This window comes from Pseudomonas sp. GM48, from assembly GCF_000282335.1.
In the GTDB taxonomy this organism is placed as follows: Bacteria; Pseudomonadota; Gammaproteobacteria; order Pseudomonadales; family Pseudomonadaceae; genus Aquipseudomonas.
In genome coordinates, this window is record NZ_AKJM01000085.1 from 60,883 (window position 1) to 75,280 (window position 14,398).

Genomic DNA, 14,398 nt, shown 5'->3' on the forward strand with positions numbered 1-14,398 from the left:
GCGCCGCCCACTTTTGACTAGGTGGGGTTTATGGAGCGCTTACAAAGCTTACTCTGGTTGCTGGCAAACATTGCCATGACTGGTTCGCGTGACCGTGCGCAGACGCTTGATCTCCTCTGCCAAGCATGCGCGGGTATTCACCGACTAGAGCCCACGCTCCCCGTCCTGACTGCTGATCGGCTCGAAGCAAGCCTTCAGGTACCCGTAGAAGAGTGGCTGCCCGATACCATTCGTGGTGAGTTAACGGGCGCCCTCCTTGTCTCGTCCGTAGTGCCCAGCCGCATCTGCAGGGAGATGCACCTGGAGTACGAGGCACGTGAGCAGATGGATCGCACTCAAGCTCTTATCCTTAGGATCAGAGATTTCTGCAAAGTGCTGCCGGATGGTCAGACGCTGTATAGAACTTTCCGACGTTTCCTGATCCAAAGCCCAACGACCCAGCGACGCCCTGCGAGACTTATCTTCCAGCCGCTGGATGTGTCTCTGGACGACATGTATAGAGCACCCAAAAGACATGAACTCCTAGGGACATACCTGTACTTGTGCCCCTGCTGCGGCTGGGCAATGAATGTCACCCAGCCCGAAGTAGCTTGCACATCGCAGTGGTGCGAGCAAGCTGGCAGTTTATTTGATCGTCAGCATGATCAAGTGGTGCGACGCAGTAACGGCGCCGTGCTTGCGGGCGTTGCTGCTGAAGACATCCTAGTGCTTCAGGATACATTCTGGAAATTCACCCTGCTGCCTGGGTTGCTGGAGCTCCAACTCGCGGAGGGCCTCCAGAATCTAGGCTTCACCCCCGTCCTATGGCCTGACTTTGATGAGTCAGACGTCAGGATCGAGCTCGACGGGGAGTATCTAGACTTGGATGCCAAGGTTTGGCGGTACCCCGACGTGCTCGCATCCCACCTGAGTGCGCTGCCTCGATCAAAGTTGCGATGGATTGTCATCCCGGATTATCAGGCTACCTCCTTGCCCTTCCTACGGGAGAAGACAGGACTGCAGATTCACACCTATTCCAGTTGCCTGAAGGAGCTGAAAAAACGTGCATGAGACTGCGGAGATAAGTTGCGTGCTCTTCCTGGCGCTCGCCGCAAAGTATGTGAGCGCGAGCCCTGTCATCGCTGATGCAGCTGCATTGGCGGCCGGCCAAGTGATCCACTGGGCCGGCTTGAAAGCACTGACTCGCAAGGAACTCACGACACTGGGGGTAGCCCTACGCTACATTCATCCGCAATTGACCGAGCCGCGAGAGTTTCTAAGTGCTGCCCAAAGCCTGCTGCTGCGGGACGGCGCCCTGTTTGAACTGACGACGGATGAACCGCTGATCCAGTTGAGCTATCGACATCAGTATCGACTCGTGAGCGTCGTAGAAATAGACGACCTCATTCAGGAATACCTGGCTCGCCTATGCGCTTTTACACAACCAGAGCGTAAGCGCATTCCTGCCAAAGGTGCGTTCACGTTGGGGGCAAAGGTCGAAGGCAACTACAAGCTGTTTGAGATCCTTGAGGAGGATCGAGCAGCGCTCCCGCCACAGGGGCAGACCATGCCTATCCCAAATGTGCCACCCCTTGCTCGCGCGAGCTGGAACATTCAGGCCCTGCACACGCTAGCTGAACAGCTGGATGCAGCGTCGTCGGTGCACAACAGTCACCTAAAAAGCTTACGCAACATCATCTGCAAAGAAGTCGACGTGCAAGCCGATGCTGGGAATTTCTATCGCGTCAACGCCCCTACAGGCTCGGGCAAAACAGTTTTAATGGTCATGATGGCCGTGGACGCTGCACGCCGAGGTGAGCAAGTGGCAATCGGCGTACCGGGCCTGCTTGAAGTTGAGGCAATGACCGCTGAGATCCGACGAAGTCTGGACATCGTGGCACCCACGCTCACCGTTGCCCCACTGCACGCTGAGAGTCGCATGGCGGAAATGGCAACAAGGCAATTTGGCGAGAACAATTTGGCGGATCCTTACCGATACGTCTGCTTGTTGAGCGCCTACGCATCTGACGGACAGCCTGTAGCTCGCGGTAGCGAGCCCTGCTTTCGTACGCGGCTGGTAGAAAACCAGGGGGCCGGCGCCGAGCGCTCCTCCAAAATAGATCACTGCCCATTTCTTTTTAAGTGCGGGAAAACGGCGATGCTGGCTGGCGCGCTGCAGGCCACCATTGTGGTGGTCAACCACGACGCTTTGCTGAGTGCATCGACGAACATCCCGTTGGAAGACGGCAATCGAATCCGAGGGCGTCGTAGCTACCAGGAGTTACTGCTGCGCACCCGATCAATTTTCCTGGTCGACGAGATCGATGGGCTACTGAGTCGTGCCATCCAAAGCTGCACTACTGAGCTGGAACTCGGATCAAAACTGCAGAGCACTGCCCTGGCCCGTCTGCATTCCGACGTCCGTCAGCGCTCCGAGGTTGCAGGCATCAAGAGCACAAAATTGAATAACATCAAGTGGGCGCTCACGTTCACAGCCCAGACACCTGATGAGATTCTGGATCTTCACGCGGAGAAACATTTTCAGTGGCCTCGTCATGGCATGAGGTGGCCGCAGTCTGAAGATTCCAGTCTTCAGGCCGCGCTTAAGGTGGACGGTGGCGAGTTGCGATCCCTTTACCAACTCAATGATCGGTCACTTCCACAACATCTCCATGCCTTGCAGGACAATTTGAGTCACTGGAGCATCAAGACCGGGCTGCAATCGCCAGAAGATGTGCTCCGACAACTCACCAATATACTGCACGCGTTGCTTACCGCTGACCGACTGAAAACGGGCACCATAATCACGGCGGAACTCAAGGGCGCGCTGGTTCTGCGTGGCGCCTTGACGCTCATACAGAGCCAAGTTCGTTTGCTTCACCGACACATTCAGGAGCTGATCTGGGCCGACATCCCATACGCTCGCGAGGTACAGAATGCGCTTGAAGGGCATCCACCCATTTCTCTCAATCGAAACGGCCCGTTGCAACAGCCTGTCTGCGGCTTTAAACATAAGATAGGGGAGCGTGGCGGATCGACACTCCATATCGAAACACTGAAGGGAGACCCGCATGCAACATTGCAGCTTCTTCCCAGCCTCACCTCTCTAGCATTCGCGGGCCATGAGCGGATCTTCATTGGGTTGTCCGCCACTGCGCATTTCTCTGGAGCCAGTCGCTACGACCTACCGGCCATAGATCTGATCGATGTTCCAGATGCTTCGGGCCAGATTACCTTCAGGGATTTGCCAACCACAACACGGGTTTCGGGAACCCAAATTCAGGCACGAAAGCAGCAAGTGCGCCAGCTCGCTAAAGAGCTCGCGCTGTGCCTACCTGGCATGCTCGCCGCGCTCCATGACAATGATCCGACTCGCGCGCGGATCATCCTCGTTACCAACAGTGACGCGGATGCCGAAGTATTGGCTATCGCGCTTCGAAACGCCCTTAATAACGACCCGCTAGTCAACGTGACCGGCATTATCCAGAACACCACTAGCGGACACGGAAATCTCGGCAAAGGCGTGCTTTGGCTTCGAGGAAAAGAGGCAGCAAACCGCCTCTCGGATTTTCCAGTCGCTCAGGCAATGCTCCATCATGATCTTCCGATGCTGCTCACCGGAGAGCATCGCGACGCATGCATACTAGTGAGCGCCCTGTCCCCAATCGCTCGGGGGCACAACATAGTGCATGAAAACGGGCGTTCGGCAGTCGGGAGCATCATTGTATGTGTGCGCCCTTTACCACCCTCTGATCACCCCGCCGACACCCATGCCCATATTTGCTACGAAAACTGCAAGAAACTGCAGTCGTATGCAACGCCTGGTGAGGCAATGGAGGCTTCGCGGGCGTTGGCCTACCATAACCTGAACGCAATTCGTAACGCCCTGCCAAGCTTCTCTCATCAGCCAGAGAATGTTCGGCACTACACCATAATGAACATCCTTGTGGACATTGCACAGTTGGCAGGTCGGGGGCGGCGCGGTGAAACTTCAATCACGTGCTTTTTTGCGGATGCAGCTTTTTTTGAAGGCACGAGCACTTGGGCCACCCTCCTCGACGCCAGTGTGTGCTTGATGAGGAAAGATGGTGAATGGGACGACTTTCGCAGGGAGCATGCCGGCATCGCTACAGCCATGGAAAATTACATCTTGTTATCACGCAAGGAGAGCTAATGAATACAGTACTACGCACCAATCTGTTTCGTTTCGATCCTGCCCAACTGGGACACGCCTATCAGGCAGTGCTCGATCGCTCCTTTTACGATGCCTGGTATGCACTCAAGGCGATCCTTCCAAATGCTGATAAAAACCTTCCAACGCGTGGGCTTGAGGAACTGCTTGCAGCGTTGTCCCATGGGCCGGTGAAAGTTCAAGCGCGCCCGAGCGCCGAGGGCCGAGTACCGGCGATTCTGCTTCTTAACCGGATCTCGACTGAAAGGTTGAATGAGGCTTTCGAGGTATGGGCATCGGAAGTGCTCAAGGAGCATCAGGTGCGTCTCCCGGATTTGGCGAAGCGTCTGGTTGTCCAGGATGTGATCGATCTCGATGCTGCCGCCCTTTTTACTGAAGATACGACATTGCCGAGCGCCTATATCGTCGTACCTTGGCTAGCAGGCCAACTGCTGGCCGCAAAGCCACTGCAGGCACAGGCGGATGTTCCGGTGAAACTGACGCCGGCGGCGGACTATCGCCATGATCGGGGTGGTATGACGTTGCTGACCTGGGAGAACCCGATTGTCGCGCCGAATCAATCCGCTATTGCCCACCATGTGCTAGATCTGAAGCTATCTTTGCTCCATGGACGACACAAGCCTTATCTAGACCTGCGAGTACACGTCAACCGGGTCATGCCAAGTTGGGTGGGACAGAAGAAGCACGCTTGGGTGAATACCGGCAGCAGCGTTGTTTGCTGCAAGGTCAGGACACTGCCCCCTGTGGACGGCAAGTTCGTGACGGAGTATGTGCATCCTACCAGTCGACTTTTAGGTTATCTCGGGGCGGAGCCCCTTCCTGCGATCATTGAGGGTGACATTCCAATAAGCAGCAAGATCAGGCCTATTCACGCCTCTACTCCTTCCTTTGCCGAAATTGGCGCCGGCGCCGGCCCTATCTTTTTTGACCAAGCAAGCTTTCACGTGGCTGAATGCATACCGGGTGCTGAGCCGATGCTCGCCGAGCAAACAATCAGGAGCTTCATTCGCCAGAAGACAGCGCCGGTCGAGCCGCTTTCCATCAAGGTGATGGTGCTTGCTGCCTCCTCTAATCTTTTGATGCGCCTTCACAATGCCGCAAAGGCGGTGGGCAAGGTCAGTGGTTTTTTCAAGAAGGCGCCAGCGCCGACGTTTGTGCTAGGAAGGCTATCGGTCGCAGATGCGAGTCATTGGCTCCTGAACCCTTGCAAAGATAATCAGGGGCTTGCGCAGTGGTTTGCAGAGCAGGTATTACCTGAAGTGCTGCGCAGTGGGGTCAAGGTTGTGATCGTGGAAACGACGCCTGATGTGGCTAAGAAGTCTGATTTTGATCCCAAACACAAGCTGCGCAGTCTGTTCGCCCTGCATGGCATCAGAACGCAGTTTATCTTCCACCCTCGCGCTGTTCCCAAACGTCGTTCAACGGGCAAACCTGACCAAGACCATCCCGCCACGAATGCGTTGATCGACACGATTCGGCTACACGGTCTAATTCCCTTGCCGTTGCCGCAGTGCAAGGCGGTGCCGCCGGACAGCGTCATTCTGTCTATATATCTGGAGCGCGTCTCCATCAAAGGGCCGGCAAATCTTCCGCTCATCACTCGGCTGCAGACAGGTTCACAACGCCCCGAGGTATTTTGGTTTAGCGATAGAACGAAAACGATCGGCCGGTGGTACCCCTACGAAGAAGCGATTGCGCACATTCACAGTACTCCGGAGCTCCTCAGCGACTCCGAGGTGACAAAGCTGGTCAGTCAGACATTCCTCTCGCCGACGCCGCTTCCCGGTCAACCGCTGATTGTCTGCCTCGACAAGAACCTGTCCTCGATTTACAGAGGGCTGCAGGACACCCTGGGCGGTGGGCTGCCGCCGGTACCAGAAGATGCTGCGATAGTCCGGGTGCGCTCAGATACGAACAGCGCGCTGATGACGGGCAACCATTCAGCTTCACCTCACCGCCCAGTTCATATTGGAAATCACGTCGGGCTCTACCGAGCGCAGGACGACGCCCGCGTCCATTACTTTGTGGCACCTTCCAAGGTATTCAACAAGGAGCGTTCACACCGTGATGCGAACCGCTACACAACTGAGTATGGGATGGATAAGCCATGGCATCAGCTCGGGGTCACTGAGCTGCTCGTTATGCAGGTGGGATGCTTCAAGGGTGAATCTGCGGTAGCTGAACAGATTGGGTTGCTGTGCCGGCACGCGCCTTTATGGGACTGGTATCTTCGGTTGCCGGGGCCGATGCATCTTGGCAAGAAAATTGGAGCTGACCATCCTCTCGTTGAGACGTTGCGCAGTTCAATAAGCTAAGGGGCATAACGATAGGGAAACGCCTGTCCTGGTCAATCACCCGTTGTGTCGCGGCGTACCTAAATTGCATCATGCAGATGCTTCATGATCATGGGAACGTCGATGATCCTCAATGATGCACAGTGCGGTGTGGCGGCTTGCTCTGCTCTCTCGTTTTTTGATCCTTTCCCAATGCCGCATCGGATCAATTGCTCGGTGTAACCTGAACGGACTCTAAGTAAGGTCTTCCCAGCCATGAGCATCCAAGACAAGCTTCTTCACCTCCAAGTAATCCAAAACCTTATTGCGCCATACCGCTACCTCTATTGCGTAGATCTCGAGGCAACCTGTGATGAAGTTGGTGAGTCGGAATCATCAAGGCCGCTTGCAGTCGTCCCAGCTCAGATGGAAACGATCGAAATTGGCTTGGTGGTGATCGATCTGGAAACGCTTGAGATCGTCAGTGAGTTCCAGCGTTTCGTTCGCCCTCTGATCACCCCTACCCTGACCGATTTCTGCAAAGAGCTCACATCCATTCAACAAACGGATGTAGACAGTTCAGGAACCTATGTGGAGGTTGGCTAGGAGAACCTGATGGGGTGTATTCGTGAGTCTCATTTGTCAGAGGATCAATTAGTCCGCCTGACGGATCTCACATAAGAACGCCCTTCTCCAGCTGGTAGATAATATCGAAGACAGCATTCGTCTCCACTATCGTCCCCAGCATGTCGAGTGGACACCTCGATCCGAGTCCTCGAACCGGTGAGCTCATCAATTTCGTTGCTGCGGCCTTATCGTTTTCGAGGAGGGAAAGGGCTTTCTCAAATACAGCTACCAATGCGACGAGGCGGTCGCTTTCTACTGCGTTGAACCGCCCTACTTTCGCTCTACGCGCCAACGTTGAGGGTGCTATGCAAATAGCCTTGGTGATAACCCCGGGCTGCATCTGCAAGAGGCTTGCTATCCGCTCGAGGTATTCGAAAGGCAGTCCTTCATGAACGAGGTCATGAAGCCTGGTGCCGCGTGATGGCAGACCATCGCTCTGCGATCGCCGTTGCTGTGTGGTCAACGTCATTAAAATTGGTTCTAACACCTTGAAAGCCAAAACCGTTGCCCCCAAGGTAGTTTCAGTACCTCTCCCCATCATTTTTTTGAACAGGCACACATGCTCACATCTGATATGCGCTTCAAACTAGGTTCGGTTGAAATTGACGGTACCGCCGCTAATTTCTACCAGTGGGCACTATCCAATCCCAAGTACCCATTGATCAGAGGTGTTCTGGTGGAGTACATGCTCAGTACCTACATCCGATCACACGGAAACAGGATCGCTAAGCCTGCGATCAACGAATTGACTCATGAGAAGGCAGACGGGCAAAGTTATAAAGACTCGCTGGACGATGATAACCAGTCCCAACGCCATGGTGATTTCACTGATTTGCAGCTGCATTGGGGCTTGCACTTTGAACTGAAAAGTACCGTCCGCGATGCCCGAAGCTATATTGCAAAAACAAGATTCTACGACCCTATCCATTATCACAGTTCATCTAGAAAAGAATTTGTCTGTCCTTTTTACATTTTTTTTGAGATGGCCCGACCGCCTGAGGTGATCGGCAACACCCTTGTTTTCGAAGAGCTGGCCGTTTACGTCATCAAAGGTGAAGACTTGGAACGGCTTGAGCACACAGCCAGAAAGGGTGTGAGCTACAAGACGATCTTCAATAGCGATCTTACTGTCCAGTGTCGCATTGAGGATCTGCCTCAAACGCTAGAGGAATTGGTGGTTGCACGCGTAAAGAGCGTACAAGAGAAGCTTACGCCGGGATGGAAGATTCCTCTTGGCCATGGAAACGTATTGTGGCCGCTGGCTCTCGAGGTTGACGGAAACGTTCAGGCTGGCTATTGGAACCGTCTAAACCACAGGCTCTTCGAAGACATGACCAAAAACGTTTGGAAGGATGGTATCAAGCCGTCTTGGCGGGACTGGGAGGCGGCAGGGTTCCATTACGCTGTACAGCCGTCAAAAAAGATTAAGCCGACAAAACTACGGAAAAGCTCGGTGAAAGGCGTCGCGCCGACAGTACCATAGGGTAAGCCCGAAGGAACGATAGCCAATGAAGCTTTAGCTCAGAAGCCCAAAAATTTGCCTAGCCTACGCCGGAACAGAAGCAGCACGCTCTCTTATAACTCCGTCAGAACGTGGCTGTATGTACGTGTCGATGTATCTTGAACAGATCAAAGTTAGGACATCCTTGCCATGAGCATTGAAGCAAAGCTGCTTCACCTTCAAGCCATTCAAAACCTGCTAGCGCCGCATCGCTACCTCTATTGTGTAGACCTTGAGGCAACCTGTGATGAGGTTGATGAGTCGGAATCACCAAGGCCGCTTGCAGTCGTCCCAACTCAGATGGAAACGATTGAAATTGGCCTAGTGGTAATCGATCTGGAATCGCTTGAGATCGTCGATGAATTCCAGCGCTTCGTTCGACCTCAGATCAACCCCACCCTTACCGATTTCTGCATAAAGCTGACATCCATTCAACAGCCCGACGTGGACGGTGCCCAAACCTATCAAGAGGTTGGCGACGAGCTACGAACATTTGCGGCGAGTTATCCAAACGCGGCTTGGGCATCTTGGGGTGACTATGACGCAAGACAGCTTGAGCGCGGTGCAGGCTTTGCTGCCTGTCCTTCCCTGCTCGAAGGCTTGCCACATTTCAATGCCAGGAAATGGCATGCAGGCTTGTATGACAATCGACCGAAATCACTTAAGCAAACGGTAGAGTCATTGGGCTTGGTTTGGCAGGGTACCTATCACCGAGGGATAGACGATGCTAGAAATGTTGCTTCCATCGTGAAAGAGATTCTTGGCTGATCGATGAGCCGGGCCTTAAGGCCCGAAGGTGCGATTGCCCTATACAGACTTGGTGCCGCAGCCCAACCATTGGCAAGCGATGACTCTAGCGAAGGCTGCTCTAAATATAACGTTCCCTTCTATCCGCCTACCAGCTCTGCAGGCCTGACGCGATTGACGCTTAGTAACTCAACATACGAAGCTACCGACAACAGTGGACTGAGCTGACTTGTCTGCTTCCAAACGCTGATAGAGCTCAGCGAGAAGCCTGGCATCAAACAGCGCGTGATGCGGAATCTAGGAAGAGTGACATAACCGAGGTCATCGCCTTCCCAGGTGCCGGAACAGCTGAATCAAGTTCGTAGGCTTGTTCGTTACGAGGCTCGGTCACTCATGATCCTACCAGCAAGCTGGCAGGAAACCCCAGTCCTAGTCCTGCGCGCCTGAGCAGATTCCCAGCTTTTCCTCGATATTGTTGAGGTAACCCCTCAGTGCAGCTTGGGCGTCTGCGAGACACAGGCTAGCGATCACTAGTTGGATTAACAGTATCCAGACAAGAGAAGCTTCGTGCCCCTTCTGCTATTAGTCAGCTACAGTTCCATGACTTAGGGTGGCTCACTGCCACCGCCTTATCTCAGGGAAGACTCAATGCGTATCCAGCACCTGGAGCTCGCGAATTTCCGCAAGCTCAAATCCGTCAGAATCGACTTGGCAGCCGAGACCACTCTCTTGGTCGGTGCCAACAACAGCGGCAAATCATCAGCAATGCTGGCTCTGCGCAAATTCCTGGTTAAGCCCACGACGTTCCGGCTGCAGGATCTGACCCTTTGCCATATCGCCAAGCTCGACGCGATCGGCCAGGAGTGGGAACAGGCCGATGACGGTTTCGTAATTCCGGAAAACAACGCTTGGGCAGAGTGGCTGCCAACGCTGGACGTATGGATACAAGCAGCCCAGGGTGAACTCCACCACATCCGCGACCTGATTCCGAATTTCTCCTGGTCAGGCGGCATGGTAGGCATGCGATTTCGGCTGGAGCCTGATGATCTTCCAACCCTCTACTCCGACTATCGAAAAGAGCGAGCACGGGTGGCTACGCTCTTGGAGGAAATTCAGAATCAGGCTGCGGATGGCCAGGTGCGTCCAGCCTTGCAATTATGGCCACAGAACCTGCATGACTACCTCAACCGGCGCTTGGTCAAGGCGTTCAAAGTGCGTTGGTACCGCCTCGATCCGGATAAACTTTCACCACCTAACGCAGAAACCAGGACTGCCAATCTTCAGCCGCTGACCGACACAGCAGTACCGTTGGAGCGGAATCCTCTGCTGAACCTGATCAGAGTTCACGAGATCAATGCGCAGCGCGGTTTCGGGGACAGCGCCGATGAGGGGCAAGACGAAAGCAAACCTGGAAGCGGCAGGAAGCTTTCTGAACAGTTGCGCACTTACTATCGTCGCCACCTTGATCCCGGCGATAGCCCGGACGTCCGCGACCTGGAGGCCCTTAGGGCAATTGAGGCGGCTCAAAGCGCCTTCGACAGTAGGCTTACGGTTAGCTTTGCGCCAGCACTCAGAGAAGTCGCTGGCCTCGGCTACCCGAACAACAGCGATCCGAGCATCAAAGTGGCAACTCGTCTCGCGCCAACAGATGGGTTAGATCATGAGGCCGCTGTACTGTTTGAGTTGGATTCTGTTGCGGGGGCGCCAGGTGAACCACGTCTGAGCCTCCCTGAGACATCCAATGGGCTGGGCTACCAAAACCTCATTTCCATGATTTTCCGGTTGATGGCGTTTCGTGATGACTGGCTGAGGAAGTCTCGCACCCCTGAGGAGCGCAGTGCGGTCAACGTTGAGCCAATCCATCTTGTTCTGGTCGAAGAGCCCGAGGCGCATCTGCACGTTCAGGTTCAGCAGGCCTTCATCAAGCATGCGTACCACGTGCTGTGCAACGACCCATTGCTTGAGGAGTTCCCGAACCTGAGAACCCAGCTGGTTGTCAGCTCCCATTCAAGCCATGTAGCGCATGAAATCGAGTACGAGCACCTGCGTTATTTTCGGCGACTCCCATCCGGGATGGCGAATATCCCCATCCCGGTTTCCACCGTCTCAAACCTCAGCACCGTGTTCGGCCAACGTGGGAAGACCAAGGAGTTCGTCACGCGTTACCTCCGAGCGCACCATGCGGATCTTTTCTTCGCTGACGCGGTAATCCTGGTCGAAGGGGCGGCGGAGCGAATGATCCTCCCCCATTTCCTGCGCCAGCATTTCAAGTTTCTCGACCAGTGCTACATCACTATCCTCGACATCGGAGGAAGTCATGCCCATCGCCTGAGGCCGCTAATTGACGCCCTCGGTATCGCCACCCTAGTAATCACAGACCTGGACGCGGGAAAAGCCAAGGCGGCCCAGCCCGTTGCCCGGGGAGCTGATCAAATTACGAACAACCCTACCGTCCGCCATTGGATGCGAGTGACGGGACTTGGTCACGATGTGGACACATTGTTAGACCTCCCTGCCGAGCAAAAGGTGGAGGAGATCGACGCGCTCTATTCGATCAGAATCGCCTACCAAACCCCTGTCAGCATCCGTCTTCCAAAATCCGGAGCACAAGCCGAGGCTTTGCCCAATACGTTTGAGGACAGCTTGGTATTGAGCAACGTCGAGCGTTTTACCGGTAAGCCACGTCGTGGGTTGATGCGTGCGTTCAGCGAGGCCATCCAGACCGCCGACACGGCTCAAGAATTGGGAGCAGCGTTGTTCGAGAAGCTGCGCACAGGCGACAAGGCAGAATTTGCGCTGGAGATCCTGGGCGATCCAGAATTCGGTCAACTCGTGGTGCCCAGCTACATCCACGAAGGTCTGACCTGGCTGCAATCGAAGCTTGAGCTCAAACGCAAAGACCTTCTGGTGGTTCCGCCCGCAATCGTCGAGGTGACAGAAGAATGAGTCCGGCAGCGCCTGAGCGCGACGACCATGTCCGTGATGCAGACGACGTGATCCGAGATTGCCTGGATCTGGATCGCCCCCAGAGTTTCTTCCTGTACGCCGGCGCCGGGTCAGGAAAAACCCATTCCTTGGTTTCCGCTGTCAGGGAGCTAAAATCGCGCGCGCAAAGGAGACTGACCTTCGAAGGGCGCCAGGTGGCGATCATCACCTACACCAACGCAGCATGTGAGGAGATTGCTCGCCGTCTGGAGCATGATCCCCTGGTAGTCGTTTCAACCATCCACGCATTTTCATGGCGAATGATCCAGGGATTCAATGACGACATCCGCGACTGGCTTCGCACCAGGCTCGCTGAAAGTATCGAGGATCTGAATGACAAACTCGCAAAAGCCCGGGATGCCAACAACAAAACTGCTCGCGCCAATCGTGCATCTCTTGAGAGCAAAACGCGCCGACTGGCTGCGTTGGATGACGTTGTAAGTTTCACCTACAGTCCGACCGGCGAAAACCGGGGGCGTCAAGCGCTAAATCACGCTGAGGTCATTCAGATGGCGGCTGCGTTTATCCAACGCCCGCCTTTGTTAGACGTGATGGCCGATCAGTACCCAGTACTTTTGATCGATGAAAGCCAGGATACCTATGGCCCTCTTATGGACGCGTTCCTGACCGCTCAATCGCTGATCCCACAACGGTTTTGCCTTGGTCTTTTGGGCGACACCATGCAGCGGATTTACAATGATGGGAAAGAGCACTTGGAGCAGGCAATACCCGCCGACTGGGCCATCCCCGAAAAGCCTGTAAACAGAAGATGCCCAACAAGGGTAGTCGAGCTTATCAACGTCATCCGCAGCGCCGCCGATGATCATCAACAGACTCCAAAGCCTGGTGCGATTCGAGGGGCGGTGCGCATGTTCTGTACTCGGCAAGCTGCAGGTGGCGGCTTCGAACTGGAGAGCCAGATCGCTCAACGCATGGCGCAAATTACGGGCGATGAACAGTGGGCAGCAGGATCGTCTGAGCGCAAGACACTGATCCTTGAGCACAAAATGGCCGGTAGGCGCCTCGGATTCGAGGGTATCTTCACCCCGCTTTACACAGTTGAGCACCTGCGCACTAGCTTGCTGGATGGCACGCTACCGATACTCAAGCTGTTCTTTGACGGTGTCATGCCGATCCTGGAAGCTGCCAACAACAGCGAGTTCGCGCTCATGGAAGCTGTACGGTTGAGATCACCTCTCCTCGACAGTGAATACATGAAAGCGGCCCCTGATCAACTGGCGCTGCTCCAGCAAGTAGGCGCCGGTTGCCGAACCTTGTGCGGGTTGGTCGCAGACAATGATCCCTCTTTGGCCGATGTTGTGTTGGCGCTAGCGGAAACTGGGCTGCTCGAAATACCCGATCGACTCCGAGCGGCCTTGGCACAGGGTGTGACAGACGAGGAGCCGCCCGAGACAGTTGATCGTGAAGCACTTGAAGTGCACGCCTATCGGGTGCTCCTGGGTCGCCCTTATTCGGAAATGACCGCATTTGCTGGGTATGCACAAGGGCTGTCACCCTTCGATACCCACCAAGGAGTCAAAGGCTTGGAGTTTCCAAGGGTAATGGTGATTCTCAACGATGAAGAGGCCGGAGGGTTCCTCTTCAGCTACGAAAAACTGTTGGGGGTTAAGGCTCCCTCGGAAAGTGATATCAAAAACCAGCGCGCAGGCAAGGATGACGCGCTGTCTCGAACTCGCCGTCTGCTGTACGTGACCTGCAGTCGGGCAGAGGAAAGCCTGGCGATTGTGGTTTACACAGCACAACCGGAAACCGCCAGAGAGCGGGTAGTCGACGCTGGTTGGCTCGCGGCAGACGAGGTGGAAATCATATGAAGGCTGAGTGCGCCAGTTGTAGTCGTCCGCCTGGCACTATCGTGAGCCAATGTACTGACAAGAGCAGGTTGGACTGCCACGCGGTGGCTCACCTCCGCTGGATTGATGCACTGGAACTCAAAATCAATGGCTGTTGCTTTCGACGACCATCTCAAAGATGTACTGACGCGGCTGCCGACACAGGAGCCAGCGAAATCGGGCAACTGCTGCCGCATCAGTGGATGCCAGCCTGACCTACGCAGGGGGAGTTGGGCGGACGCTT

At 54.9% G+C, this 14,398-nt stretch carries 9 protein-coding genes; 8 read left to right on the forward strand and 1 reads right to left on the reverse strand.

Going from position 1 to position 14,398, the window contains the following annotated elements:
* The first annotated feature begins 30 nt into the window (after positions 1 to 30).
* The 4 genes from PMI28_RS13115 (at position 31) to PMI28_RS13105 (ending at position 7,050) form a co-directional block, all read left to right on the forward strand.
* Positions 31 to 1,050 carry a restriction endonuclease-related protein gene (locus PMI28_RS13115; protein ID WP_007987494.1) on the forward strand — a complete coding sequence of 340 codons (1,020 nt, stop codon included), beginning with the start codon at positions 31 to 33 and terminating at the stop codon, positions 1,048 to 1,050.
* Positions 1,043 to 4,153 (forward strand): hypothetical protein, encoded by a 3,111-nt coding sequence (locus tag PMI28_RS13110; RefSeq protein ID WP_007987495.1) that lies wholly within the window; start codon positions 1,043 to 1,045, stop codon positions 4,151 to 4,153. The genes PMI28_RS13115 and PMI28_RS13110 overlap by 8 nt, the downstream gene beginning before the upstream one ends.
* The gene (locus PMI28_RS30670; protein ID WP_007987497.1) at positions 4,153 to 6,486 is read left to right on the forward strand and encodes an RNaseH domain-containing protein; all 2,334 of its coding nucleotides are present in this window, start codon (positions 4,153 to 4,155) and stop codon (positions 6,484 to 6,486) included. Before PMI28_RS13110 ends, PMI28_RS30670 begins: the two co-directional genes overlap by 1 nt.
* 234 nt (positions 6,487 to 6,720) lie before the next feature.
* Positions 6,721 to 7,050, forward strand: a complete 330-nt coding sequence (locus tag PMI28_RS13105) for a 3'-5' exonuclease (protein WP_007987499.1) — start codon at positions 6,721 to 6,723, stop codon at positions 7,048 to 7,050.
* Between the two features lie 67 nt (positions 7,051 to 7,117).
* Here the strand turns inward: PMI28_RS13105 and PMI28_RS0128585 are convergent, their stop codons facing one another.
* Positions 7,118 to 7,630 (reverse strand): antitoxin Xre-like helix-turn-helix domain-containing protein, encoded by a 513-nt coding sequence (locus tag PMI28_RS0128585; protein ID WP_238540692.1) that lies wholly within the window; start codon positions 7,628 to 7,630, stop codon positions 7,118 to 7,120.
* Between PMI28_RS0128585 and PMI28_RS13100 the strand changes: the two genes are divergently transcribed.
* The 4 genes from PMI28_RS13100 to PMI28_RS13085 all read left to right on the forward strand — a co-directional run bounded on the left by PMI28_RS13100 (position 7,631) and on the right by PMI28_RS13085 (position 14,136).
* Positions 7,631 to 8,554, forward strand: a complete 924-nt coding sequence (locus tag PMI28_RS13100; RefSeq protein WP_007987501.1) for a hypothetical protein — start codon at positions 7,631 to 7,633, stop codon at positions 8,552 to 8,554.
* Between the two features lie 168 nt (positions 8,555 to 8,722).
* The gene (locus tag PMI28_RS13095; RefSeq protein ID WP_007987502.1) at positions 8,723 to 9,340 is read left to right on the forward strand and encodes a 3'-5' exonuclease; all 618 of its coding nucleotides are present in this window, start codon (positions 8,723 to 8,725) and stop codon (positions 9,338 to 9,340) included.
* Positions 9,341 to 9,967: 627 nt separating this feature from the next.
* A complete protein-coding gene (locus tag PMI28_RS13090) occupies positions 9,968 to 12,265 on the forward strand; it encodes an AAA family ATPase (RefSeq protein ID WP_007987505.1) in 2,298 nt (765 codons plus the stop codon).
* A complete protein-coding gene (locus PMI28_RS13085; protein ID WP_007987506.1) occupies positions 12,262 to 14,136 on the forward strand; it encodes a UvrD-helicase domain-containing protein in 1,875 nt (624 codons plus the stop codon). Before PMI28_RS13090 ends, PMI28_RS13085 begins: the two co-directional genes overlap by 4 nt.
* Positions 14,137 to 14,398: the final 262 nt, after the last annotated feature.

Coding starts and splice junctions, on each gene's coding strand:
- PMI28_RS13115 (WP_007987494.1), top strand. CDS start 31: ATGGAGCGCTTACAAAGCTTACTCTGGTTGCTGGCAAACATTGCCATG.
- PMI28_RS30670 (WP_007987497.1), top strand. CDS start 4,153: ATGAATACAGTACTACGCACCAATCTGTTTCGTTTCGATCCTGCCCAA.
- PMI28_RS13105 (WP_007987499.1), top strand. CDS start 6,721: ATGAGCATCCAAGACAAGCTTCTTCACCTCCAAGTAATCCAAAACCTT.
- PMI28_RS13100 (WP_007987501.1), top strand. CDS start 7,631: ATGCTCACATCTGATATGCGCTTCAAACTAGGTTCGGTTGAAATTGAC.
- PMI28_RS13095 (WP_007987502.1), top strand. CDS start 8,723: ATGAGCATTGAAGCAAAGCTGCTTCACCTTCAAGCCATTCAAAACCTG.
- PMI28_RS13090 (WP_007987505.1), top strand. CDS start 9,968: ATGCGTATCCAGCACCTGGAGCTCGCGAATTTCCGCAAGCTCAAATCC.
- PMI28_RS13085 (WP_007987506.1), top strand. CDS start 12,262: ATGAGTCCGGCAGCGCCTGAGCGCGACGACCATGTCCGTGATGCAGAC.